The sequence below is a fragment of the Ornithinibacillus sp. FSL M8-0202 genome (genome assembly GCF_037975285.1).
In the GTDB taxonomy this organism is placed as follows: Bacteria; Bacillota; Bacilli; order Bacillales; family Amphibacillaceae; genus Ornithinibacillus; species Ornithinibacillus massiliensis.
The window spans coordinates 2,846,429-2,872,901 of sequence record NZ_CP150248.1 but is presented as its reverse complement, the minus strand read 5'-3'; the positions used below and the strand labels follow the sequence as shown (position 1 = coordinate 2,872,901).

Below are 26,473 nucleotides of genomic sequence, written 5' to 3'. Positions count from 1 at the left end.
ATATTGATGGTCTTGGTTCAATTTTGTGATGATAATATTAAATGAGATATCCTCAACCGCCTGCTGGCGATAGCTTTCGCTTTTTCTAGTATTTGTTTACAATCTTTATAATCATAAACAACATCGATGCCTAGAATATATTGACCGACAGGATGTAATTGAAATTCAAATTTCGTTACAACACCGAAATTAGCGCCAGCACCTCGAATTGCCCAAAAAAGCGCTGGATGTTCGAATTTATTAACGTAAAGTAATTGGCCTTCTCCGGTGACAAGGTGAACCCCGACTATATTGTCACTTGTCAGTCCATATTTACCTCTCAAATGTCCGATACCACCACCTAATGCAAGGCCTGAAATACCAATTTGAGAGTTCATCGCTAACGGAACTGCCAATCCATATTCTTGTGTTATCTTATCTACCTCTCTTGTTATCGCGCCAGCTTCAATAATGGCTATTTTACTTATTTCGTCTACTTGAATCTCATTCATCTGGGAGACATCTATGAGCACCGCATTATCTTTAACCGTTCTCCCTGCTGGATGAAAGCCTCCACCTCTTACACTAACCTTTAATCCATGTTCATTGGCATAATGGACAGCATCCAGTACATCTTGAACATGCTGGCATTCAAAGATTATAGCGGGATATCGGTCAACATGAGAATTCCATACTTTTCGTTTCAAATGATATAAAGGGTGATCACATTCAATTTTCCGGCCAGACTTTTGTTCGATATCTTGACCCATGAAAATTCCTCCATTTACTAGTAACGATAGGGTACACCTACTCCGCATTTCGTAGTTAGAACTTTTACACCCCTGTTAAGACTAGAATAGCATATAACAGTATATTTTGTAATGTATACTCAGGTATATATTTTAATAGACAACCCATTATGTTATGGAATAGTTGTCTGGTATTTTCTGCCCCCATTTTCTTTGTAACAAGTATGCTAGAACAATAAGGACAACAATTCCAACCACAAGAGACAATAGTGCGGATCCTGTAACACCTGCTATAAAGAAGGAGACTAAACCACTAATTGCTGCAGTGATGGCAAATGGTGTTTGAGTATTTACATGATCAATATGGTCACTAGCACTTCCGGCAGACGAAAGAATCGTTGTATCAGAAATTGGCGAACAATGATCACCAAAAATACCGCCACTTAACACCGCAGCAATGGCTAAAAACATAGACATTTCATCCATTGCATGCGCTAATGGCATGGCAATGGGTACCATAATGGCAAAAGTACCATAAGATGTTCCAGTCGTGTAGGCAACCACTCCTGCTACAATAAATAATAGAATAGGAATCATTGCTGGTGATACAGACTGCTCAGCAAGACCTACAATAAAATCAGCCGTACCAAGTGCTTGTGTTACGCTGCCTATAGACCATGCTAATGTTAGGATAATATACACTAACATCATGCTTTTGAAACCGTTTACAATTAGTTGCATAGATTCTTTAAAATTAAACAGTTTCTGTTGAAGGCCCATTAGTAATGCTACGACAATCGAAGCAAAGGCAGCAATTAAAATCGACAATCCACCATCCGCTTCTCCTACAGCAGTAACTAAATCATTTTCTGGAAATCCACCAGTCCAAAGAAACATTGGCGGTATCATTCCAAGAAGTACGATGATTGGAACTAGAAAATTGCGCTTCTTTGGATTCCCCGGTATTGTCTCGACCTCAAGCATGGAATCATCTGAAGGAGGCTCAGCTCCATCTCTGAGGACTTTCCCTGTCGTTCTTGCCCTATATTCTACCTTTGCCATTGGACCGAAATCCCACCGTTTGAAGATAACAATAGCAACTAAAAGTAATGCTAATATCGAATAAAAGTTAAACGGTATTGTTGCTAAATACGTAACATACTCCGAACCTGTAATTCCAAGCTCCACAAATTGAGCGCCAATTAATCCCATTACAAATACGACCCAAGTCGAAACTGGCGCAAGTAAACATAATGGTGCTGAAGTCGAATCGACTATATAGGCGAGTTTCTCTCGTGATACACGCATTTTATCGGTTACCGAACGCATAACACTTCCTACAGTAAGCGCATTGAAATAATCCTCAAAAAAGATAATAACGCCAAATAGCATCGTTGATCCCTGTGCACCACGATCGGTTTTTACTCTTTTTGAAATGGATTGAGCAATCGCCTGGGCACCACCTGTCTTTTGTAAAAATGCAACTAAAACACCAAACAAACCACAATAAAGCAATACAGTTGCACTCCACTCATCCCCTAAATTCGGTAAAATAAATTCACTGAAGCTAGCATACATCCCGAGTAATGGGTTCCAATCATGAACCATAGTTGCCCCAATCCAGACACCGGCAAATAAGGCAGGTATGACACTTCTAGTAATTAATGCTAGCAGTATTGCCAATACTGGTGGTAAAAGTGATAATATCCCAAATTCCACTGTTATTCCCCCTATCTATTTTAGAGATACACTCCTCCTATACTTTATGTATGGAACAGTTTAGTAAAAAATTCCTGGTATAAGAGGAAGCGATCATTTTATACAGCATTTCCATTTACTTTCTTCCATGTTCGAACAAGTCCATTCACTATTGGTTTAATCACCTCCTTTTCAGTATCATATTTAAGATGTGATAGTGGGTTCCAGCTAGTAAAAATGCCACCTACATTGACTTGAACATCTTCCGTAACCGCTTGATAATAAGCTTCATTTATTCCTTTTAAAGGAAATGCGAGAATATCATCTTTATCATAGAAGTTTAGCCATTCCCCTTGTAATTCGGGATAATACTGTTGAACGAATGGCGAGGGGACTGCTATCGGTGAACCAAAGTCAATATAACGTAGGGACCACATCGCCATCGGACTCCCTAATGTATAAAAAAGCGTTAGTGTCTGACATTGTTCAATTGCATTCTGACTCGTACAATATTTCGTTTCCTTACCAATGTTATCTTGCTTGTATTGCAAGTCATAAAAGTAATTACTTGCGATAATCGTACCAAGGCTATGACTTATAACACATAGGGGTGCCTTCTCACCAGCCTTTTCCCGTAAACGCTGCATCGACTTTGCCAGTAAAGCGTGAACCTTATCATAATTTTGATTCTCCATTTTTGTAGGTTGATAGGCTACAGCATCTGCAAGAAATTCTAATACAAATCGGCGCAGCCGCGAATATCTTAGTTTCCTGTATGTCTTGAGCTGTTCCCATAACTTCACTTGTTCAGGAGCAAAGACACTAGACCAAAACACTGGTTCGAATACAATCTCTACATCTGCTTTTTGTTCGGGTAGCATATTGTTAAATTCTTTCTTAATTCTATCTATTAATTTATCTGCGAAATTCTCCTTAGGAGTTCCAGCACCATGAAGAATCAATACAGCAATTTTTTGACTCATCAAACTCCCCCTTGGAATGAAAGACATGCCTTTTTTCTTATTTTACAGAAAAATTAATTATTTTAAAAGATAAAGATTTTTTACAAGTTCTTCTATCATCCCTGTCTATTTATAATCCCAAAGTATCGTCCACTTTCCATCTAAAGAAGTAGCATAAACATCCTGTACAATCTCAAAGTTCCCATACAATCCTTGGTAATATTGGACAACGGTAACTTTATAAACTTCATCGATCGGCTCAACTTCCTCTTCTATTTGCCAATTGCGAACCAGCTCTGCTTTTTCCAACGTAAAGGTGAACGTATTAACTCCAAAATGATGAAAGAAAACATGCGGCCTATCTTGTAAGTAATCACCCTTGTCAAATCGTTCCTTCATATATGGATGGAACATTTCCCATGATTCCGAAAACGCCCCCTCCTGTTCATATTCGTAAAACTTCTCAACTGCCTTCTCTGCTTGATTGGAAGGTGTTTGAAGAATAAAAAAATAAACGAAACCACTAAGAAGTAAGACGATCAATACGAAGAATAGGACGATAAAAATCCTTCTTTGCCTATTTCGGTTCATTCGTAACCCTCCCATTTGAGATTGGACTACTTCATTACTATTCGATGCAAAAGTTAAATATAAGTAATTAAAGTTAATGAACCATAAAACCATCAAGTTAAAGAAATATTGTTGACATGGGGCAATATTGTGCTATTCCAAATGTACATAACATACAATTTCTTGGGGGTGAAAATTCATGTCAACTTCTCGAATTATGAAATGGATAACTGGTGGATTAGAAGCTTTGTTAGGGTTTCCGATTTTAGGTGCTACCATAATTGTTGGATTACTTTGGACGCCGCTTTTAGTCATGTTAGTTCTACACATCATCACATTAGTTCTGACACAAAGAGATGGTGGTGCATCAACAGGAAGTATCCTCGGTATTATTACTTCTTGTATTGGTTGGATTCCATTCGTTGGAATGATTATGCATATTCTTTCTGCCATTTTCCTCATGATTAATGCCGCAAAACCAGATAATGCTTCAATAGGTGTAGCTTCTTAACAGTAAGATGAGGCTGGGACAAAACGAAAGAAAGGTACTAAAAAACGAACTATCACCACATTAGCCCTGGAAATATTCGTAGACTCCTGCAAGAGGAAAGGCATAGGTGAGCCACCTAAAGAAGTAGCACGAGCAGGCTAAGGTAGCCTGCGGGTTTGATGCGCTAACTTTCATGTTCGGTTTATCCTTTGTTAGAAATAATATAGTCCCAGCCTCATTCTGATTTATCCCTTTCCACATTCTAGAAAACACTATAAACGTAAAAAACCACAGACATATTGTCCGTGGTTTTCAATTACCGTACAACCATTGCATGGCTTCCAGCTTTCTTATAAATTTCAAAAAATTGGTCCATTGGATAAGATACATTTCCTTTTAACGGATCCATTACAAATACTTCATCTTCACTAAATCCCGTCAACACTACCGTATGCGAATTTCGGATAACATCGATTGATTTTTCAGTTCCATGCACATACCAAGAATAATTAAACAAGGGCTCCTTAAGATCAATCGTAGTCCAAACAACTACTGGGATCCCTTCCTGAACATAATGGTTTAACAATTCTTCCGGACTACTTCCTGTTATGTCTTCTGGTTTATGATGTCCCCCCACCTCTTTAAAATAGCGATTGACTGTCTCTATAATAGGTGGGACATAACTAAAGAACCCTTGGTTTCTACTTCTTGGTTCACCTGCATAAGCATTATACGGATCTGCACCATATAGCTTACCATTCTTAACCTCAAAGGGAAGCTTTGGTAAATACTTATCAGAAAGTACCGTTTTGTCTACTTCATACCCATAATAATGTAAAACGGAAGCTAAAGAGGTAACCTCACAACCATTCGGTAGTTCAGGTTCTTGTAACACAGTATCTACCGGTAAATTCATTTCAGTTACAACCACTTCATCTTGATCTGTGCGTTCATAAGTGGTAACGGATGGATAAACATTATTCTCTATAGCAATTTCTTCCTCCGCCGATAACAATGCTATGGATTGAGGATCTGTATTTAATTGATATGGCCAGTATATATCCGTTTGGATAATTTGATATGTCTTATTTTGTGGAAGCTTATTAGTTCGTACAACACCGTCACTTCCAGTAGTAAGCTCTTCTAGAACTTCTTCTGTTTCTGAATCAAGCAGTTGAAATGTAACATCTTGAATCGGAAAGCCATGTTGAGCATCGATACTCACAATGGTTATTACTCCTTCATTCTTGTCAAACACCTCTGAGACAAAAGCATTTATCTTTTCGCCTTTTATCACGACAAGAATAATACTTAAAAATAGAAAAAAGAAGAGTATCGAATTTCTAATGATTAATTTCACCTATGAGCAACTCCCAACCATGGCTCTGATTTCATCATCATTTAAAACTACTTGCTTAGTCTTCCATATCAATAAAGAAACGTTTATACCACACTAAAAATACATAAACCGTCCAAATATAGCGAGCACGGTTCGCCTGTCCATGATAGTGCTCATCCAGAAACTTCAATAACATCTCCGTATGGAAGAATTGTTTCGCAATATCCGATTCAAAAACTTCTCGCACTTTATTATAGTACTTCGATTGTTTAAGCCATTCGCGGAATGGTACAGGGAAGCCAACCTTTGGACGATTTGCCCATTCATCTGGTAATACTTCATTTGCTGCTTTACGTAAAACATATTTTGTATCCATATCATTTACTTTTAAATGTGCTGGAATTTTTCCTGCCATTTCCATTACTTCTTTATCCAAGAATGGAACACGAAGCTCAATAGAATGTGCAGAGCTCATTTTATCTGCCTTTAATAGGATATCTCCAGGTAACCAGTGCTTCATATCGACATATTGCATCTTCGTCACATTGTCTTTACCTGGAACTCTGTCATAGGATTCACGTACAATTTCCACTGCAGTTGGTGCATCCTTATAATCATCCTTTAAGACTTTCATGGCATCCTTCTCATCAAATACCTTCGCCTGTCCAATAAACTTCTCCTCTACCTTTTGACCACCTTTTACGAAGAAGGTAGTGATTCGGTTTTCTGGAAGTTTCTTGGCAATATTAGAAATAATACGTCGGAAAATAAATGGTATTTTCTCATAGGCACGCATTTCTTTCGATGTTTCATACCATGCATACCCACCAAAAATTTCATCTGCACCCTCTCCCGAAAGCAGCACTGTCGCATGCTGACTAGCAAGCTCTGCTAAGAAATATAGCGGCACTGAAGAAAGATTCGATTGTGGCTCATCCATATGATATTGAACCGTAGGAATGATATCAAAGAACTCATCCGCACTGATAATTTTCTTATGATTTTCAATTCCTAATTGCTTGGATAGATCTGCAGCAATATTCGTTTCATTGAAAATACCTTCGTAATCCTCAAAACCGACTGAGAAGGTTTTGTCTGGCTTTAGAAGTGCTGTAATATAACTAGAATCCACACCACCAGATAAGAAGGACCCTACTTTCACATCACTGATGCGATGGTACTTAACAGATTCCTCCATTGTTTCTTTGATTTGTTGAACATAGTATTCTAGTGAATTTTCTTCTGTTTCAAATGGCACATCCCAATATTGGTTAATTTCCATTTCACCATTCTTATAAATCATATAGTGACCAGGTCTAAGCTTGTAAACCCCTTTAAAGAACGTTTCATCAAGCGCAGAATATTGGAACGTTAAATATGGCTTTAATGCTTTTTTATTTAATTCCTTTTGGAAACCAGGGAATTTCATAAACGATTTAATTTCTGATCCAAAGAGTAAAGAATTATCAGTAGTATGTTGTGTATAATACAAAGGTTTAATACCAAAGAAATCACGAGCAATAAATAACGACTCATCTCGTTTATCCCATAATGCAAAAGCAAACATTCCTCGAAGCTTTTGAAGGATTTCTACTCCATACTCTTCGTAACCGTGGATGATTACCTCTGTATCACTTTGGCTTTTAAATACATGACCTTTTTCCTTCAAATCATCCATTAAAACTTGGTAATTATAAATTTCCCCATTAAAAATTAAGGCAATTGAGTTATCCTCATTAAACATTGGCTGACTAGCATCGGGGGTTAAATCAATAATTTGCAATCTTCTAAAGCCCAATGTAACATTTCCATCTACATGATAGCCGTCACTGTCTGGACCTCGGTGTCCAATAGTATTCATCATTTCTTGTATAACGGTTGCTTTATCTATATCAATTGTCTTAGTTGCGAATCCAACAAAACCACACATGGCAGTATCTCCTCATATTCCCAATTCTACTATGTTATCTAACTAGTAGTTTATTTAATTCTATCGTAAAATTATACCTATTAATTTTACCAAGTTAAGGAGACAATCTCAAGAGGGAACACAACAGCATTCGGCATTATTCGACTAAACTTAAATTATTGTGGAATAAGAATCAATCGGGGGGCGACTGATTCTTATTTATTTTGACATGATGAGGATGCCTTGCGAGGAAGATTGAGGGATTTTATTGGATTATGTAGTAAGAATGCGAAGATTAGAGTGTATTCAATAGTTTTATTTCGGATAGGCGACGGTTTGTAGCGGCAATAATTTCAAGCAGTTGTACAATTGTTTTTTCGTGTTGCTCCACCTTCCTTTTTAACTCTAAAAATTCATTATAGTTCACTTTACCTCCTCCTTTCTTCCTTGGTTATATCATAAACAAAGACAATAGAATTTTTCCAATAGCTATTTTTAGTATTTTTGACCTAATTCGACAAGGAAAAGCTGCTAAACAGAAATTTTAAGGGAAATTTTTATAGGAAAATTTCAGTTTAGACCGCTTAATTTATAAGAAAACAAATTAATTTCTTTTTTTCAACAACATTCGACATTTCCATTAGGAAACTTGTCCTATAACCGATTAAATTGCAGTTTTCTCGAATAAAAAATGATATTGCTAATATACTTGGTAACATGGATTAAAGGAGGTTATTGGCATGCCTGGAGGTTCATTTTCAAAAGAAGTAGATGTACCTATTGAAGTTGTATGGGGATTTGTCAGCGATATGAACAAATGGGCTCCACTGGTCCCTGGTTATATCGAGCACAAGGTTCTCAATGAAAAGCAGTCCACTTGGAAATTTAAAGGAGATGTTGGAAAGCTACAGAAGACAGTTACTATGCAAATTGATATTATCGAGTGGAAAAGGCCAACTACAGTAAGATTTACGTTAACGGGATTAAGTGAACATGTAACGGGTAAAGGGTATTTTGAAGCAAGAACGATAACAGACTTCCAAACCGAGATGACCGGAAATTTGAACATAACAGCAAAAGGTTTGATGGGACCTGTCATTAATCCTATTTTAAAAACATTAGTTCCAAAAGCAGTAAGGCGACTAACAGAATCAATTGTAGTAAAAATAATGGATAATCAACGGCAAGTGGCAAGAGGTTATTAAATAGAGGGCTCGGGCGCATGTATTCCTTTTTTGGGCTCATCTCACTCTCGATTGGGCGCATGTATTCCTTTTTTGGGTTCATCTCACTCGCGATCGGGCGCATGTATTCCTTTTTTGGGACCATCTCACTCTCGATCGGGCTCATGTATTCCTTTTTTGGGCTCATCTCACTCGCGATTGGGCGCATCTACTCCAGCTTCGGGCTCATCTCACTCTCGCTCGGGCTCATGTATTCCTCTTTCGGGCTCATCTCACTCGCGATTGGGCGTATCTACTCCAGTTTCGGGTCCATCCCACTCCGAACCTTCAGAGATTACAATGAAAGGCCAAAACGAGTCAGTTCGTTTTGGCCTTTTCTTATGCTTGTGTCATTTCCCATTCATGAATTTCATAGCCTCTTGCACCTTTTAGAACATAAGGATCCTTTTTCACCATGTCTTCTACTTGTTCTAATAAATCAGCTTTATATATTACTAACCCACCTGCTCCATCCACAAAGCGCCCTTTTGCAAAAATAAAACCATCCTCTTGCTTTTCCTGTAAAAACTGTAAGTGTTCTTGGCGATACTGTTTACTTTTCTCTTCATCCTTCATCGGTAAAAAAACGGCAAAAAGTTTCATAAGGTAGTCCTCCATCTAAGGATATTTGTATGTTATTGATATCATATTTTCAGGCAGTTTGCCAAATACTAATACCAGCACTTTTTGTAATATCCCATTTCCATATAAACTCTCCTGAAAGGATGTTTCGTTAAATGAATTTAAAAGCACTTGGGATTAAGTTTATCATAAATATGATTATCGTTTTTTCGATTTTTGGCATATTTTATGATGCTTCCTTAGTAAATTTATTTATTATCAGTGTATTAACCACTGCAGTTGCCTATGTTGTTGGTGATTTGTATATCTTAAGACGTTTTGGAAATGTCGTAGCAAGTATTTCTGATTTCTTTTTAGCTTTTGTAACGTTGGCTATGCTTGGGATAATATTTATTCAAACAGATATGCCTATCGTATTAGCTTCCTTATTCGCAGCTTTTTTCTTTGCCATCACCGAACCCTTCTTGCATGCATACATGCAAGAAAAAGGACCGGATGAAAAGAGTACCCGTCCACTAACTAGAGGAAGATATCAAACCGAAATTGCAGAGGAATCCACACCAAACCGTATAACAAGAAAGACTGATAAGAGAAGAGATCCCACCAAATAATAATGATGCTAACAAAAAAAGTGCCAGTACTATCTTGGAGCATTTATAGTATCTGGCACTAATCATTACAAACGTTTAAATTGCTCTACAACACGTTCCACCGTGAAACCATATTTCTCCATCACTTCCTCGCCTGGTGCTGATTGACCAAATTTATCAATACTCATCACTTTCCCATTTAAACCAACATAGTCTTTCCACCCAATTTTAGAACCCATTTCAACAGAAAGCCGTTTCGTTAGTTGACTTGGAAGAACAGTTTCTTTATATTCATCTGGTTGTTGATCAAAAAGATCCCAAGATGGCATGCTTACTACATTGATATAAATACCTTCCATTGCAAGTTCTTGTTGTGCAGATAGTGCTAAATTCACTTCAGAGCCTGTTGCAATGATGATTCCACAAGGATCTGCTACTGGAGATAAAACATATGCTCCTTTTGTCACTCCATTCATTGCCAATTTACTAGTTTCCTTCAGTGTAGGGAGTCCTTGGCGCCCTAATACTAGAATGGTAGGTTTGTCGGTGGATGATATGGCTAACTTCCAAGCGGCTTTAGCTTCATTGGCATCAGCAGGTCGAATAATAGATACTCCGGGCATGGCACGGAGCGACGCAAGATGTTCTACCGGCTGGTGAGTTGGCCCATCCGCTCCAACTGCCACACTATCATGCGTAAATACATAAGTTACCGGTAATTTCATTAAAGCAGCTAAACGAAGTGCTGGTCGTAAATAGTCAGAGAATACAAAGAATGTACTTACAAATGGTTTTAAGTAATGCAGTGCCATCCCATTAGCAATCGCTCCCATAGCAAATTCTCGGACACCGAACCACACATTTCTTCCACCATAATTACCAGGTTTAACATCACCATAACGATTTAACTTAGCTAGTGTCGAAGAGTGTAAATCAGCTGCACCTCCAACAAGTTCCGGAAACCTATCTGCTAAAGAATTTAACATCTTACTAGCTGATGCCCTTGTCGCCATTGATTCTCCTACAGCAAACTCAGGGAGATTCTCATCCCATTTATCTGGTAATTCTCTATTTACTATCCGTTTAAATTCACGAGCTTCAGTAGGATACTCCGCTTCATATTGAGCTAATAGCTGATTCCACTCGTTTTCTTCTTGTATTCCATTTTCACGAATAGACCGAAAATCTTCATATACCTCGTCTGGAACATAAAATTCCTCTTCAAACTCCCATCCGAGTTGTTTTTTCGTGCGTTTAATCTCTTCTTTTCCAAATGGATTACTATGAGCCTTATGTGTACCTTGTAATGAAGGGGAACCATAACCGATTACCGTTTTCACTTCGATTAAGGTTGGACGCAGTTCTTCCATTCGTGCTAGATTTATTGCTTCTTTGATTTCTGATATATCATTACCATCTTCAACATGAATGTACTGCCAATGCATCGATTCAAAACGTTTTTGAATATCTTCTGAGAACGAATGTTGGAGATCACCATCTAAGCTAATATCGTTGGAATCATAAAGGACAATGAGACGCCCCAAGCCGAGATGTCCTGCTAGTGATGCTGCTTCATAAGAAACACCCTCCATTAAATCACCGTCACCACAAATGGTATAGGTGAAGTGATCGACTATCGGATAATCTTCGCGATTAAAGACTTCAGCTAAGTATCTTTCCGCAAGAGCCATCCCTACTGCTACTGGTATGCCTTGACCAAGTGGGCCGGTAGTAGCTTCTACTCCTGGGGTATGACCATACTCCGGGTGTCCTGGAGTTTTACTATTCCATTGTCTTGTATTCTTCAAATCCTCTATTGTGATATCAAATCCTGTTAAATGGAGTAAATTATACAACAGATTTGAACCATGGCCAGCTGAAAGAACAAACCGATCACGATTTGCCCAAGTTGGGTTTAGTGGGTTAACAGTTAAATAGTTTTTCCATAATGTATATGCCATTGGTGCCGCCCCCAAAGGCATACCGGCATGTCCATGCTGGGCTTTTTCTACACTATCGAGTGTTAACGTACGTAACGTATTAATCGACAGTTCAGATCGTGCCTTTTCTGTCATTGTCATCCATTAATCCTCCATTTCATATGTGTTCTGTATTTATGTATACAAAATAATGGATAGACCCGAATCCATATTATTCCTATCAATACTAAATTGGATTCGGGTCACGGACCATTATTAAGCTACTTTCTTTTTATAAGGTATTGCCATAAGCAATAGAATAACTACTAAGCTAATTACTATGGCAATAGTACCAAAATAGTTTGCAAGTGATCCGAAGAAAATACCGGCTACACCAAAGTCAGCATCGGAGAAGGTAGAGTTTGCAAATCCTAGATCTCCAAGTACTGGCATTAAGAATACTGGTAGGAACGAGATGATAATTCCATTAACGAACGCGCCAAGTATAGCGCCTCGAACTCCACCTGTAGCATTACCAAATACCCCGGCTGCAGCACCTGTAAAGAAGTGAGGCACAACACCTGGTAAAATAATGACACTACCTGTAAAGGCCATTACAACCATGGATACAATACCCCCAATAAAGCTAGAGAAAAAACCAATTAATACCGCGTTTGGGGCATACGTAAATACAATTGGTACATCTAGTGCCGGCTTTGCATTAGGTACTAGTTTTGTGGAGATACCTTGGAATGCTGGAACAATTTCAGCTAATACTAATCGTACCCCGGCTAAGATAATGAATACCCCTGCTGCAAAATTCCCAGCCTGGATTAACGAGAATACGATATAATTTGTGCCGTCACTTAATTGCGCTTCAATAAATGTTGGACCTGCAAATAATGCTACGATAATATAAATAATTGCCATAGTTAATGCAATACTAACCGTACTATCACGTAAAAATCCTAATCCTTGCGGGAAATTGATTTTTTCAGTCGAAACAACCTCTTTTTTCCCTTTTACTGCCTTACCTACTAAACCACTAACTGCATAACCAACAGCACTAAAGTGACCTAATGCCACATTATCATTGCCAGTTAATTGGCGCATGAATGGTTGTAGAATGGCAGGTGATAACGTCATGATGATACCTAATGCAACAGAACCAACCGCAATTAATAGCGGTGTATTAAAACCAGCTACCGCCATAATAACAGCTAACATACATGCCATGTAAAGGGTATGGTGACCTGTTAAGAAAATATACTTAAAAGGTGTAATTCGAGCAATTAAAACGTTTACAATCATACCAAAAAACATAATAAGAGCCGTAGTAGTACCATATTCCGTTAGAGCTAATCCAACTATTGCTTCATTATTGGGAACTACCCCAGATACATTAAATGCTTCCTGGAACATTGCCCCAAATGGTTCTAGTGCAGTGCCTAAGATACCAGCACCAGCAGAGATGACAAGGAACCCAACAAAGGTTTTCGTTGTACCTTTTATCGTATCCGATAATTTCTTACGTTGTAGTAATAATCCAACAATAGCAATTAATGCAACTAGAATTGCTGGTTCACTTAAAATATCAACTAACGTACTTAAAAACGAATTCATGCTGCTCTTCCCCCTATTGGTTTAAATTAAATTATATTAAGTTTTTCTCTTTCATAAGCGCTGTAACTTTCTCTCTTAATTCATCCATATCAATAATATTGTTAAGAATGACTACTTCACCAAGGTGTGAACCACCTTCTGCGATATCCTTGGCTAGAAAGAATACATCTGCATCGCCAGGTGATACAGAACTTAAATCCGAATGCTCGACTTCGACACCTGTTACCCCTAGTTCTTGTAGTACATTTTTAATATTCATCTCCACCATAAAACTTGTTCCTAATCCATGCCCACATACTGTCATTATTTTCATTACTCTTCCCCCTCTTTTATAATTTGGATTACCTCTTCAGCAGTCTTAGCTCCCTTTAATAATGTAAGCTTTTTATCATCTGCTAGAATTTTAGTTAAATGAGATAATGCTTTTAAATGAGCTTCATTATCAATTGCAGCAATACAAATGAAAATATCAATTGCGTGCTCTTGTTTATCCAGTAAAAGAACTGGTTTAGTTGTTCGCAGGAATGACATACCAATATGATTCACTCCAGCCTCCGGTCTTGCGTGTGGGATGGCAATACCTTTGCCGATGTGAATGTACGTTCCTACCTCTTCTACATTATGAATCATGGCATCTACATAACCTTGTTCGATATTACCTGACTCTAACAGTGGCTTGGATGCATAAGAAATGGCATCTTTCCAGTTGAGGTCTTGATCGGTAAATTGAATCATATTTTCTGTTAGTAATTCTGAAAGCATTGGTGAAAATCTCCCTTTATCTGTGTTTTTTAAATAGAGTAGGTTAACTAATTCAGAGAATAAACGATCCTCATCATGGATATTGGCATATTTTGTAATCACTTCCATAATCCTATCCACTGAGATATTCTTAACGTTCATTCTTGGGAAATCACTGGTAACCTGTTGAATAAGATAATTTTTTTCTACTTGAGATAGCAGTGAAGGAACAATATAGGTTGGCTTTCCAGTCGATGGAACTTCTACTGTTGAAAAGATCATATCGTAATTTCTTGGTGACATATCCTTCAAGGAATGGGTACTCGAGAATTCTATATCTGGAAACATCTGACTTAACTGTGCCTTTAGCATCATAGAAGAGCTAATTCCATTTGCACAAATGATTAATGCCCGTAATCTTTCTCTGTATTGCCTTCTATCCTTGGTTAGATGACCACCAAAATGAAGTGTGAAATAACCAATCTCTTCGTCACTTATCGTCTTTCCTGTCCACATAGCGAGTGGAGATAGCGCCTTACGTACAAATTCAAATAGATCTTTATAATCCTCCTGAATCCGCTCTTTCAATGGATTCACCAAAGGGATGCCAAAGGAGATCCGGAAGTATGCTGGTACTAAGTGATTGTACAAACTCTTTCTTAAAAAGGTTTTATTCTCTATTGGTAGCAATGTAACCTTCTCAAACTCCATAATGATCCTATCAGCAAGCTCTAGAAGGGTAGGATTTTCAACTGTATCCATTTCTTGTAAGGATACTAGAAGTTGTAACGTAACAAAGAAACTTTCTTCTATGGTTCCAGTTGGAAATAAACTGGCTGCTAGTTTTTTACCCGCTTCATACACACCTTGTCTACCTAGAATACTTTTCTCATAATCTTTAAAGGTTAGATTTTCTTTAGGAGTTCTAGCCCGATAAAAGGTTAGTCTTGTTATCATTTCATTTTTTCTACTCTTTACTAGCGAGATATTTTCTTTCTGGATAAATTCATCTACAATACATTTCGTATGGACAATTTCATTCTCAAATCCCCAGCTTTTTAAAATGATTATTACGATCTCTTTTCCTAATGGCTGTGAAGTCAACATATCACTACAATATGCAGCAAGTCTTCGCTTATCCATCTCACTTCCAATGGCATGATATCCCTCTGCTCTTGAATAAACCCATTCCAAATTCCATTCCTCGCATAATTTCTTAACACGCTTTACGTCCGCTAATGCCGTATTTTTACTAACACCAAGTAGTAGCTGGTAATGGTAATTCGATACGACTTCCTTGCGAATGAACGTATAAAGATAAATGGCAAATACTCGATCCTGTTCAGAAATAATAAACATACTGGAGTCCACATTGGCCAAAAATCCTGATAAAACCCTTTCTTTCAATACTCCAGGAACATGAAATAGACTATTTTCTAAACTAACTTCTGGTAGTTCTAAATTATTCAGCGTGTTATTTAATTTGTCTAAATCATAATGAAGCTGTCTATCTGTTATGCCAAGCTTTCTCATCACCTCTGATTTTGTAATCTGGTAATTAGAAGTAATTTCTTTAAATAGTAAATAGGAGCGTTGATCTATCAAGACATTACCCTCCACTTCTTACTTAAATTGTATACCGCTTTCATTTCACCTTTCAATCCTGATTGGCCCCAATCTATGTCATACACCCTGTACATGAATTGTGCTCAGTGCTGCCCCATACAAGGGTAATAATTTTCTATAATGAATGTATATCAAAATACTACGATAACGTAAAATCGAAATGTGAGGAGATAATGTGAATATAAAGGCCATAGCTTTAGATATGGATGGAACATTACTGAATAAAAACGGGGTGGTAGAAGAAAATGTAATCATCAAACTAAACTCGCTCAGGGAACAAGGAGTGAAGCTCTTTGTAGCCACTGGTCGTACAAAAAGAGAAATTGCAGATGTTTTACCTCCCCATTTGGTTTTAGATGGTTATGTGACAGCAAATGGGATGGGGGTATATACAAGAGATACTCAACTAGCACGATTTTCTTTAGATGAAAACTTACTTCAAAACGTTATTGCCAATGCACGGAAAGATAGAATTTACTATGAGGTACATCCAGAAGAGGAAAATCGCTTTGCCTCAGAAGAAGATAAAGCATACTTTGCTTCTGAGCTAAAAAAAGAATTTCCAAAGACACTGCTTGTCAACGAATGGAATTCTAGAAAGGAAGCGTTGAATAAAAAGATTTACTGGGTTAATCAGTTAAGCTACGAGAATATAGTGAAAGTATATTTCTTCAGTATGGATATCAATAAAATTGATCGATGGAAAAATGCGTTAATCGAGCTAAAAAAAGACCAAAATTTCTCCATGTCATCTTCATCAAGACATAATGTGGAAATGATGGTAGCTGGTGTATCAAAAGGAACCGGTATGCAATTATTGCTGGATACGTATAATATATCCAAACATAATCTATTAGCAGTAGGAGATGGAGAGAATGATTTGGCTATGTTTGATTTAGCTGGGCATGCGGTTGCGATGAAAAATGCGAATAGCCGTGTACAAGCACAAGCAGATGAAGTTACGGATTACACGTACGAAGAGAATGGATTACTTCATTACCTTAATAAATTATAAGAGATATTAAACTTGAAAAGACCAATTCTCTTTCACTCCTTTGTGATATTGTATGCTTTCAACTAGAAAAAAATAAGAACCATTCACATGGCTCTCATTTTTAATGCCCATCTCGATGTTTTTCACTATGTATAACCTCGTCTAAAAATGTTTCTACTTTCGTATGATTATGGATATCACAATAATATACAACCGTTTTTATTCGGTGTGAAATGGTACATGTTCGCTTACGCTTCATAAAATTTTTCCAGTACGTGTACTCATGCTCACCTACTAAAATGGTATCATAATGCACACTCGATTGTTGCCAGTTATGTTCTTCCGTTGTTGTCGGAATTCTTTCAGCCATAACAAGTTGTTGAGCGCCAAAAAATAGCACAGTAAAAATAACGAAACATCGAATTATTTTAATCCTACTCACCCCACCAAGTTCTATACTTTTCATTAGCTTTTCCACTTTAGACTACTTTTATGTACGTAGTCGGCGATTTTTACTATTAATTAGGTGGGGTGTCTACTGTGTAGGATAACACTGTTATAGTCAATCCATTAACTAGCTACATCACGCTTGGTAAATACAAACCAAGAAGCAATAATAAATATAGCAAAATAGATAACCAGCACGATAGAAGAAAACGTTAAACTCATTCCTTCAATAAAAGGTTCACTACCATTTAAATATTGGCTCAAATCTGTATTGGCAAATAAAATATATTTAGACCAACTATGCTCTGCAAAGAATAAGACAATCGAATTACCTGCCAACATTAAAAACACTGCTGTTCCAATTGCAATTCCACTACTCCTGAAGATACTAGATATCATAAAGGCAAATGTAGCCATCATAACAAGATTCACAACTTTAAGCCCATATCCTACCGCTACTTCTTTTAAAATTGGTGCATATTCTAAGCCACTTGCTTTTTCCACTACCATATATGGGTTAAGACCATCAATACCAAAGAATAGTGCTCCGACAATTAGTGAAAAGATTACGAGAAAAATAAGTGTGTAAATAGCAAATAACAATACTGCGACATACTTAGATAATAGTATTTTCGCTCTAGAAATAGGTCGAATTAGAATCAGTTTAATGGTTCCCCACTTAAATTCATTTGCAAGAATTCCAGCTGCTACAATGATCGTAAATAAACTAATAAGCGATACTAGAAATACATTCTCTAGTACATATTGCCATGCTCCATATCCAGGCGGTTGAATATCATGTTCTAAGTAATAATTATTTTGTTCAATTAGACTCGTATTAATATCACCGAGGATCCCGATCTCTTCTATTTCTTCCATGAGTTCCGTATTCTCCGCTTGCAATTCCTCTCGCCAATTGTTCTCATCATAATCTTTTACGACTAAATCTGTAGTAAGATTGATAATTGCCCCTGCCAAAACAATTAAAGCAAGTAGGATGTACATAACCCAGGTCGATTTTTGTATATATATTTTGTGCACTTCATTATGAACTAGCCTGTGAAATTTAACCAATTGTATTCTCCCCTATCAAATCAAAAAATTTATCCTCTAAAGACGTTTTCGATACTTCTACTTGGTATATAGAGATATCTTCTTTTACCAATGTTTGAATGAGGATTGGGATTTGTTCTTTAGGACATGCGAATTTTATCAAGCCACTTTCAAACAGAGTATCCATATGATGAACATTTTGAATTAGTTCAACAGCCTTTTTGGCAGGCTTTGCTTCAAGTTGCACCTGGATGGTAGAATCTTTTACATTGGTAGCCGGCTTGACAGACTGAATCGCTACAAGTTCCCCATTCTTGATAACACCAATTCGGTCACACATCAGTTCTATCTCGGACAATAAATGGCTTGAGATGATAATCGTAACATTTTGTTCCGTAGCTAATTTCCGAATGTATTGGCGAATCTCCCTAATACCAGCTGGGTCAAGTCCATTTGTAGGCTCATCTAAGATTAATACAGATGGATTATGTAATAACGCTTGCGCAATTCCTAGTCGTTGACGCATCCCCAGTGAATACTTCCCAACCTTTTGATTGATTGCTTTTTCCAGTCCTACTAATGAAATAACCTCTTGAATTCTTTCCTTCGTTATTCCTGGCATCATCCGTGCAAAGTGATTTAAATTTTGTAATCCTGTCATAAATGGATATAATTCTGGATTCTCTACAATGGCTCCAACTTCACGTATCGCCTCTTTATAATTATCTTTTATACTTTTCCCTAATATTTGCACATCCCCATTCGAGATTTTCATGAGGCCTACCATCATCCGAATCGTTGTAGTTTTACCAGCACCATTTGGTCCGAGAAATCCAAACACCTCACCAGATTGAATTTCAAAATCCAACCCTTTAATAATTTGTTTTTTTCCTATAGATTTCTGCAGATTAATTAACTTCATTGCTGTTTTTGTCAAATTTTCTCCTCCTTGCCCTATTCATCAGAATATTGCGCTGGTTGATTTTCACCAAACGCATGCTAAAGTTCTACCAATATCTTACCAGCAACAGGTTTCTATCAATTGAACGTTTATTTACCAATGGATAAATTTTTACGTATTTTGTTCAACTAATGGTAAACTTCAAATGGTATCATAAAGTGGAGTAAAGCTTCATACATGGGGGGACAAAGATGGATAATACAACGATTTTAATCGTCGATGACGAGCAATCAATTGTAACCATGTTAGAAACAATGTTAAAAAAAGAGGGGTTCCATAATATTTATAAAGCCCACACAGGTAACGATGCGTTAAAAATTATAGAACATCATACGATTGATATTATTATTCTTGATGTCATGCTTCCAGATGGAAGTGGATTTGATTTTTGTCCGACCATTAGGCAGCGATCTAATGCTTATATACTATTCCTAACCGCTAGAGTATCGGACTTAGATGTACTTACAGGCTTTGCAACAGGTGGGGATGACTATGTCACCAAGCCATTTAATCCTCTCGAAATTGCAGCTCGAATTAAAGCACATATGAGAAGAATTGAAACAAAGCCAGATACTAGTAGTGATTCCAGTCATCCTAAACGGTATGATTATGGACGATTTGTCTTGGATGAAAATGCTGGTGAATTAATCGTGGATGGACAAGTAATTAGTTGTCCGACACAAGTCTACTTACTATTACTTTATTTCTGCAAACATCCCAATACCGTATTTTCGAAATCCGCTTTATTAGAAGCGGTATGGGGATTCGATCGATATGTAGATGATAATACGGTTTCCGTACATATTAGAAGAATTAGAGAGAGAATTGAACTAGATCCAAGTAATCCGGAATACTTAGTTACTGTTCGAGGTCTTGGATATAAGCTTGTAAAGGAAATCTCATCATGAAAAAGTTAAGATGGCGGTTATTTCTTAATTTCTTATTTCAATTTATTTTAATAGCTGCAACGATGCTATTTCTTATCTTGATAACGTTGATGTTTGCAGTCATTTTCTTTACGAAGGATTATTCGGAACAAAATTATTATCAAGCCATGCTCGAATCTATTTCCATGGACACGGGAAATTCCTTACGTGATTTACAGATGGCGGAGGGATGGGATGATAATTTAGAAGAACAGGAGGTATGGGTACAAATTATAGATGAGAACGGGAATGTAACAGAGTCAGGAAACGTGCCCGATAATATTCCGAATCATTATAATCAATATGATTTAATTACAATGAAGCAAACAAAGGAGATAAATGGGTATTCCTTAGCTTTTTATTTGGAAACCTTTTATGAAAAGAAATATCTATTTCTATTAGGTTATGAAGATTTCGGGAATCATTTATTGCAAACTATTCTTGAAGATTACGGGGAAAATGGTCAAATTCCAAATTCTCACATTCCAGAAGTGGAGAAGATACTGAACGAGAGTAATGGGAAGTTGGAGATTTTTGACTCCAATGAAACACTTCTTCTAACAATCGGTAAGGATATAAAGGTTAAAGAGAAACCGTTAAATGTATTCTTAAGGGAGTCTTCCCCAAATACATTCTCTACGAACCAATATTTCTATAAAGATCCTGAATCCGATACATTATGGGTACTTTATACTCCGAACGATAATGCAAAAGAGCTTGAGTTAAAACAATATCATGACCTTGGTATTACGTTTGCTATTACAGGAATTATCGTACTTTTTATTACGATCATGATATCCATATGGAATGGTTTTCGCTATGGTCACCCGCTGTTTATCTTTTCGAATTGGTTAAGCAGGATGGGAAATCAAGAGTACGGAGAAGTACTAACGGCGCAAGAGAAGAAACAGGTGTACAAAAGAAATGGCAAGCTTAAGATCAGGTACCGATTATTTAAGGAAGTATTCCAGGCATTTTATGAAATGGCTGAAAAACTAGACCACTCCAAAAGAGAAAGAGAACAATTAGAGAGGTCAAGGGAGGAGTGGATGGCAGGCATATCACATGACCTACGCACACCACTATCAACCATGCAAGGATATGGAAATTTACTAGAAAGTAGTCAGTATGATTGGTCGAAGGAAGAATTGGCTGAAATTGGTGAAACCATTAAGAATAAGAGTGAGTATATGCTTAGACTCATTGAAGACTTTACGTTGAGCTTCCAATTGAAAAACGAATCTGCCACCATACTTTTAGAGAAGAGAAAGATAAACCAATTAATGAATGAATTAATTCAGAAATATAAACAGGATCGGACGATTGAGGGATACTCCTTATCCTTTATACCATTAGAAAAGGATGTTGAGGTCGAGATTAATAAACGCCTGTTTGAAAGACTAATGGATAATCTTATTTATAACGCCATTAAACATAATCCGATTGGAACAAAAATTGAGATTATGTTGGATAAAACTACTTCTAATCAACTACAGCTTACGATTAAAGATGATGGAGTTGGAATGGACGAAAGAACGAAACAACATTTATTTGATCGTTATTATCGTGGAACAAATACAGACGAGAAAATTGAAGGAACTGGCTTAGGAATGAGTATAGCATTACAAATTGCGGTTGCTCATCGAGGGAAAGTTCAAGTTGATTCTAAAGTTAACGAAGGGACTTCTGTAACTGTCACATTACCATTATCAGCTGAGTAATGATTAGAATATAATAAAATAAAGAGGGAGAACAGGATGACATGACCATCCTGTTTTCCCTCTTTTATTTACATTAATTTGCTTCTATTTTAACGATACCTTTTTCTTCGATGGAGACACTACCTTGTTTTACTATGACAACCTGTTCTCCTTCTTTCAAGTTTGTGAAAACAATTGGCGTAATAGAAGATGTCGCATGTTCTTCAATATAAGCTAGATCGACTTTTAATAGTGGCTGACCAGCTTTCACGGTATCGCCTTCTTCTACTAACAGTTCAAATCCTTCACCTTTTAGATTTACTGTATCTAAGCCAAAGTGAATCAGAACTTCTCTTCCACCTTCAGAAAGAATTCCTAAAGCATGCTTTGTTGGGAATGCATTGATGACTTTACCATTAACCGGTGAAACAACAAGACCGTCAACTGGCTTAATAGCAAATCCATCCCCCATCATTTTCCCAGAGAATACTTGATCGGGAACCTCCGTAATTGGAACAATTTCACCTTTAATCGGCGCAATAAATTCTTCCTCCACATTGGTATTTTGTAAGGCTTCCGGATTCACTTCTTCGATTTGTTGCTGTACTTCTTTATCTAGGTCAACCTTTTGCGCCGGTCGAGGCTTCTTACCAGACATAATGTCTTGCATTTGACCTTTAATAATTTCAGAGCGTGGACCGAAGATAGCTTGGATATTATCCCCAACTTCCAACACACCTGCAGCACCCAGATTTTTCAACTCGTCTTTATTTACATTGCCAATATCATTTACAGAAACACGTAGTCTTGTAATACATGCATCTAAATGTGCGATATTTTCTTGTCCACCCATAGCTTCTAATACATTGTACGCTAGGTCTCCTGCTTCACCTTTTGATTCAGTAGTTTCCTCTACTTCCTCACGTCCTGGTGTCATCAGGTTAAACTTCTTAATAAAGAAGCGGAATAAGAAGTAGTAAAGGACACCAAAGCCAACCCCAACTATAATAGCTAGCCACCAAGGCTCTTTACCAGGTAAGATTCCAAATAGGGCAAAGTCAATAAACCCACCAGAGAATGTATAACCAATATTAACACCTAAGAAGGTCATAATCATAAATGATAATCCATCTAAAATCGCATGGATTAAGAATAGAAATGGTGATATAAACATAAATGAGAATTCTAATGGTTCAGTAATACCCGTTAAGAATGAGGTTAATGCCCCTGAAGCTAATAAACCAGCAACAAGCTTTTTCCGTTCTGGTCTAGCAGCATGATACATAGCTAGTGCTGCAGCAGGTAGTCCGAACATCATAATCGGATATTCCCCAGCCATAAAATTACCGGCTGTGATTTCAACATTATCACGTAACTGTGCGAAGAAAATCGTCATATCTCCACGAACAATCTCTCCAGCAGCAGTAGTATAAGAACCAAATTCATACCAGAATGGCGCATGGAAAATATGATGTAAGCCAAACGGAATTAATAAACGTTTAATAAATCCAAACATAAATACTGCTAAATAGGTTCCTTCCTCAATCAACCAATACGAAGCATTGTTCATCGCTGTTTGAATTGGTGGCCAAATAAGCATTAAGATTAATCCAGCAATGAATGAAAATACTGCTGTCGCAATAGGAACAAAACGCTTACCAGCAAAGAATCCAAGGAATGATGGCATTTCAATATCATGGAACCGATTATAGGCAAAGGCGGCAATTAAACCGACTATTATTCCCCCGAATACCCCTGTTTGCAAGGTCGGTATCCCTAATACACTTGCATAACTCGGATCGGTTGCAATCATTTCTTCGGTTACGCCAATCCAAGATCCCATAACCTGATTCATTACTAAATAACCAACTAGCGCAGCAAGTCCAGCAGCCCCATCCGCTGCTAGGCCAATTGCGACACCAACAGCAAAGATTAATGCCAGGTTAGTAAAGATAATATTACCGGCATCCTCCATAACAGTTGCTGTTAGCTGAATCCAATCTGCATTTAGAAATGGCAGATAATTAAGTGTTGTTTCTTGCTGAGCGGCATTACCTAGCCCTAGTAATAAACCAGCAGCAGGTAATAGTGCCACAGGCAACATAAGTGCTTTACCAATCTTCTGTAAAACACCAAAAGCCTTTTTAAACATAAAAATCCTCCTCTGTGATCAAACATATCTTGTCTCAGCAAACGATAAAGAATAAGTTAGACAAACAAAAAAGGCATGAATAGAGATAGGAAACAAGAAGTTAGGATTAGCTTTCCCACTTCTTCTCATTTCATCAATTCTCTACTCATGCCTGATCGAATCAGTAACACGTAAGATTATGAGTCATATTTAATTGCTAAACGCTGTAAATGCATGGTTAAATATACAGCCTCTGCATCATATACAGGTTTCTTTAACGTTTGCTGCATCATTTTGATAAGCTTCCATGCCAGATTATAACACATAGGGTATTCTTTTTTCAATAGGTTAGCTAACTTCATAGGCTCTTCCATTTTTTCCCCATTTATAACACGTTCAATGGTGTAACGAATATGACGTACTAGACGGAGATAATCAATTCCCTCGCGATCAATGTCTATCTTTAATTGTTCCTCTATTGTACGAGTTAACCGAGAAAGTAAATTAGAGTATACACTTAAATCAGATAAGGATTTATCGGTGATGGCACTATGAACATGCAGGGCAATAAATCCTACTTCTCCCTCTGGCAACTGGATATCCAGAGACTGGTTCATATTATCTACTATTTCTGAAGCAAGCTCATATTCAAAAGGATACAGTGCTTTTGTTTCTGATAAAAATGGATTCGTAATTTCCATTCCTCGCTTTAAGCGTGTAATAGCAAATAGGATATGATCGGTTAAGGCGACATGCACTTTTTCATTTATTAATGTATTTGATCTTCGTTTAATCATTTCTATAGCGGTGATAATAGCTTCTAGTGTCGAATCCTCCATACTAGGAAGTAATTTTTTATAATTTTCTTGTTCCGCTTTATTACGGAGTTCAAAAAGCTTCTCAACTGTATCTTCCTGAATAATATCATTTCTTTTCTTGTTAAAACCAATCCCTTTTCCAATTAAGACAACCTCTTGGTCATCATTATTTAACGCAATAATGACATTATTATTTAACGCCTTTATGACAGTATAAATTCTCAAAACCTCCGACTCCTTTTCCCCTCAAACACTTGTCCGTCAACCATATCTTTATCTAATTCGTACTAAATGATTCCCACACAAATTTATATCATACATAAATGTAGTGGTTGAGAGCAAACTTTTTAAATAAAAGCTACTTTCTGAAGAAGGAGTAATTACGTTGATTCAAGTCATTGCAATAACAGAGAAAAATGAGAGAATTACTTCCTTATCAATCGACGAGGTTGACTTTAGTAAGTATAAATGGTGGTGGGTTGATTTTAATCATCCTACAGAGGAGGAAATCAAAAAGCTTGATACTGTCCTACATTTTCATCCATTAGCAACCCGAGGATTGTTCCATGGCCAGCAACGTCCAAAGCTTGATTACTATGATGATTTTTCTTTAATCGTAACCCATACTATCGGTCCTGATGATTATAACCAATTTGAAGTCAATTTTTTCATTGGGGAAAATTATATCGTCACCGTCCACCGCCATGATTTGATGGAGGTTAACCAAGTCTGGAATACCGTTATAAAGCTTGAGAGCGTGAATAAGTGGGACGAATATCGTGTTCTCTATGAAATATTTGACAAAGTTGTCGATAACTTTTTCCAATTATTTACGAATTAGAGGATGATATTAATCAAGTTGAAAAGAACCCACATGGTGTTTCGATGCATATCGAATTAGATAAACTATTCCAATTAAGACATAAATTGTTAAAGCTTAGGCATGCAATTCATCCTATGCGAGATTTACTTTATCGCATTCTAAATTCCCATCATCTGGAGATTCAATCTCATCGAGAATTTTTTGTTGACATTTATGATCACCTATTAAAGCTATCAGAAATGGTGGATTCTAATCGAGATATTACCAATGATATTCGAGATAATTTCATTTCCTTAAACTCATATAAACAAAATAAAGTGATTCAGATTCTAACCGTTATTACCTCCATCTTTGCACCACTAACCTTTATTGTTGGTATTTACGGGATGAACTTTGTTAACATGCCGGAGTTGAAGTGGCATTATGGTTACTATATCGTTCTTATCATTATGCTAGTCATCAGTTTCATAATGATTCTTTGGTTTAGAAAAAAAGGTTGGTTTAAGTAGTTTAATTTAGCATTTTATATATATATATGATCCTAACCCTCTATTACCGGTCTATCAACTTTCCCAACCTCCATCCCTCATGAATCCTTTTTCTTCGGAATAAGATGGAAA

The 26,473-nt window shown here is 37.0% G+C and carries 25 protein-coding genes; 8 read left to right on the top strand and 17 right to left on the bottom strand.

Annotated elements, in window-relative coordinates:
• Positions 1–17 precede the first annotated feature (17 nt).
• From MKY78_RS14540 to MKY78_RS14525, 4 genes are all read right to left on the bottom strand, one after another.
• A complete protein-coding gene (locus MKY78_RS14540) occupies positions 18–749 on the bottom strand; it encodes an FAD-dependent oxidoreductase (protein WP_339213654.1) in 732 nt (243 codons plus the stop codon).
• Positions 750–896: 147 nt separating this feature from the next.
• The gene (locus tag MKY78_RS14535) at positions 897–2,447 is read right to left on the bottom strand and encodes a Na+/H+ antiporter NhaC family protein (protein WP_339213652.1); all 1,551 of its coding nucleotides are present in this window, start codon (positions 2,445–2,447) and stop codon (positions 897–899) included.
• Positions 2,448–2,545: 98 nt separating this feature from the next.
• On the bottom strand, positions 2,546–3,409 hold the full coding sequence (locus MKY78_RS14530) for a chemotaxis protein (protein WP_339213650.1): 864 nt from the start codon (positions 3,407–3,409) through the stop codon (positions 2,546–2,548).
• 105 nt (positions 3,410–3,514) lie between these two features.
• Positions 3,515–3,979: a hypothetical protein gene (locus tag MKY78_RS14525; protein ID WP_339213648.1), complete on the bottom strand. Its 465-nt coding sequence runs from the start codon at positions 3,977–3,979 to the stop codon at positions 3,515–3,517.
• A gap of 178 nt (positions 3,980–4,157) precedes the next feature.
• On the opposite strand from MKY78_RS14525, the gene MKY78_RS14520 reads away from it, so the two are divergent.
• A complete protein-coding gene (locus MKY78_RS14520) occupies positions 4,158–4,469 on the top strand; it encodes a hypothetical protein (protein WP_339213647.1) in 312 nt (103 codons plus the stop codon).
• Between the two features lie 295 nt (positions 4,470–4,764).
• On the opposite strand, the gene MKY78_RS14515 is transcribed toward MKY78_RS14520, so the two are convergent.
• From MKY78_RS14515 to MKY78_RS14505, 3 genes are all read right to left on the bottom strand, one after another.
• Positions 4,765–5,808: a C39 family peptidase gene (locus MKY78_RS14515; protein WP_339213646.1), complete on the bottom strand. Its 1,044-nt coding sequence runs from the start codon at positions 5,806–5,808 to the stop codon at positions 4,765–4,767.
• A 55-nt stretch (positions 5,809–5,863) separates the two neighbouring features.
• On the bottom strand, positions 5,864–7,717 hold the full coding sequence (asnB, locus tag MKY78_RS14510) for an asparagine synthase (glutamine-hydrolyzing) (protein WP_339213644.1): 1,854 nt from the start codon (positions 7,715–7,717) through the stop codon (positions 5,864–5,866).
• Between the two features lie 274 nt (positions 7,718–7,991).
• Positions 7,992–8,123, bottom strand: coding sequence for a hypothetical protein (locus MKY78_RS14505; RefSeq protein WP_255488135.1), 132 nt, complete (start codon positions 8,121–8,123; stop codon positions 7,992–7,994).
• A gap of 313 nt (positions 8,124–8,436) precedes the next feature.
• On the opposite strand from MKY78_RS14505, the gene MKY78_RS14500 reads away from it, so the two are divergent.
• Complete coding sequence (locus MKY78_RS14500; protein WP_339213642.1) at positions 8,437–8,901, top strand: SRPBCC family protein; 465 nt, start codon at positions 8,437–8,439, stop codon at positions 8,899–8,901.
• A gap of 357 nt (positions 8,902–9,258) precedes the next feature.
• Here the strand turns inward: MKY78_RS14500 and MKY78_RS14495 are convergent, their stop codons facing one another.
• A complete protein-coding gene (locus MKY78_RS14495) occupies positions 9,259–9,522 on the bottom strand; it encodes a YciI family protein (protein WP_339213640.1) in 264 nt (87 codons plus the stop codon).
• Between the two features lie 134 nt (positions 9,523–9,656).
• Here MKY78_RS14495 and MKY78_RS14490 point away from each other — a divergent pair, with 134 nt between their 5' ends.
• Entirely contained in the window at positions 9,657–10,112 is a 456-nt protein-coding gene (locus MKY78_RS14490) for a YndM family protein (protein WP_339213637.1), read from the top strand.
• Between the two features lie 65 nt (positions 10,113–10,177).
• Here the strand turns inward: MKY78_RS14490 and tkt are convergent, their stop codons facing one another.
• From tkt to MKY78_RS14470, 4 genes are all read right to left on the bottom strand, one after another.
• Entirely contained in the window at positions 10,178–12,172 is a 1,995-nt protein-coding gene (gene tkt, locus MKY78_RS14485; RefSeq protein ID WP_339213635.1) for a transketolase, read from the bottom strand.
• A gap of 114 nt (positions 12,173–12,286) precedes the next feature.
• Positions 12,287–13,633: a PTS ascorbate transporter subunit IIC gene (locus MKY78_RS14480; RefSeq protein ID WP_339213633.1), complete on the bottom strand. Its 1,347-nt coding sequence runs from the start codon at positions 13,631–13,633 to the stop codon at positions 12,287–12,289.
• 31 nt (positions 13,634–13,664) lie between these two features.
• Positions 13,665–13,946: a PTS sugar transporter subunit IIB gene (locus MKY78_RS14475; protein ID WP_339213631.1), complete on the bottom strand. Its 282-nt coding sequence runs from the start codon at positions 13,944–13,946 to the stop codon at positions 13,665–13,667.
• Positions 13,946–15,979: a BglG family transcription antiterminator gene (locus tag MKY78_RS14470; protein WP_339213629.1), complete on the bottom strand. Its 2,034-nt coding sequence runs from the start codon at positions 15,977–15,979 to the stop codon at positions 13,946–13,948. Before MKY78_RS14470 ends, MKY78_RS14475 begins: the two co-directional genes overlap by 1 nt.
• A gap of 196 nt (positions 15,980–16,175) precedes the next feature.
• Between MKY78_RS14470 and MKY78_RS14465 the strand changes: the two genes are divergently transcribed.
• Positions 16,176–17,015 (top strand): HAD family hydrolase, encoded by an 840-nt coding sequence (locus MKY78_RS14465; protein ID WP_339213627.1) that lies wholly within the window; start codon positions 16,176–16,178, stop codon positions 17,013–17,015.
• 100 nt (positions 17,016–17,115) lie between these two features.
• Here the strand turns inward: MKY78_RS14465 and MKY78_RS14460 are convergent, their stop codons facing one another.
• The 3 genes from MKY78_RS14460 to MKY78_RS14450 form a co-directional block, all read right to left on the bottom strand.
• On the bottom strand, positions 17,116–17,460 hold the full coding sequence (locus MKY78_RS14460; RefSeq protein WP_339213625.1) for a hypothetical protein: 345 nt from the start codon (positions 17,458–17,460) through the stop codon (positions 17,116–17,118).
• Positions 17,461–17,564: 104 nt separating this feature from the next.
• Positions 17,565–18,515, bottom strand: coding sequence for an ABC transporter permease subunit (locus MKY78_RS14455; RefSeq protein WP_339213623.1), 951 nt, complete (start codon positions 18,513–18,515; stop codon positions 17,565–17,567).
• Positions 18,508–19,431 (bottom strand): ABC transporter ATP-binding protein, encoded by a 924-nt coding sequence (locus tag MKY78_RS14450; RefSeq protein WP_339213621.1) that lies wholly within the window; start codon positions 19,429–19,431, stop codon positions 18,508–18,510. Before MKY78_RS14450 ends, MKY78_RS14455 begins: the two co-directional genes overlap by 8 nt.
• Before the next feature lie 215 nt (positions 19,432–19,646).
• Here MKY78_RS14450 and MKY78_RS14445 point away from each other — a divergent pair, with 215 nt between their 5' ends.
• Positions 19,647–20,363, top strand: a complete 717-nt coding sequence (locus MKY78_RS14445) for a response regulator transcription factor (protein WP_339213619.1) — start codon at positions 19,647–19,649, stop codon at positions 20,361–20,363.
• Positions 20,360–22,102 (top strand): HAMP domain-containing sensor histidine kinase, encoded by a 1,743-nt coding sequence (locus MKY78_RS14440; RefSeq protein WP_339213617.1) that lies wholly within the window; start codon positions 20,360–20,362, stop codon positions 22,100–22,102. Before MKY78_RS14445 ends, MKY78_RS14440 begins: the two co-directional genes overlap by 4 nt.
• 73 nt (positions 22,103–22,175) lie before the next feature.
• Here the strand turns inward: MKY78_RS14440 and ptsG are convergent, their stop codons facing one another.
• Together ptsG and MKY78_RS14430 are read right to left on the bottom strand one after the other, a co-directional pair.
• Positions 22,176–24,233: a glucose-specific PTS transporter subunit IIBC gene (gene ptsG, locus MKY78_RS14435; protein ID WP_339213616.1), complete on the bottom strand. Its 2,058-nt coding sequence runs from the start codon at positions 24,231–24,233 to the stop codon at positions 22,176–22,178.
• 176 nt (positions 24,234–24,409) lie between these two features.
• The gene (locus MKY78_RS14430) at positions 24,410–25,255 is read right to left on the bottom strand and encodes a transcription antiterminator (RefSeq protein WP_339213614.1); all 846 of its coding nucleotides are present in this window, start codon (positions 25,253–25,255) and stop codon (positions 24,410–24,412) included.
• Positions 25,256–25,415: 160 nt separating this feature from the next.
• Between MKY78_RS14430 and MKY78_RS14425 the strand changes: the two genes are divergently transcribed.
• Both MKY78_RS14425 and corA read left to right on the top strand, forming a co-directional pair.
• Entirely contained in the window at positions 25,416–25,871 is a 456-nt protein-coding gene (locus tag MKY78_RS14425) for a CorA family divalent cation transporter (RefSeq protein WP_339213613.1), read from the top strand.
• Positions 25,856–26,362, top strand: a complete 507-nt coding sequence (gene corA, locus MKY78_RS14420; RefSeq protein WP_339217922.1) for a magnesium/cobalt transporter CorA — start codon at positions 25,856–25,858, stop codon at positions 26,360–26,362. The genes MKY78_RS14425 and corA overlap by 16 nt, the downstream gene beginning before the upstream one ends.
• The last annotated feature ends 111 nt before the right edge of the window (positions 26,363–26,473 follow it).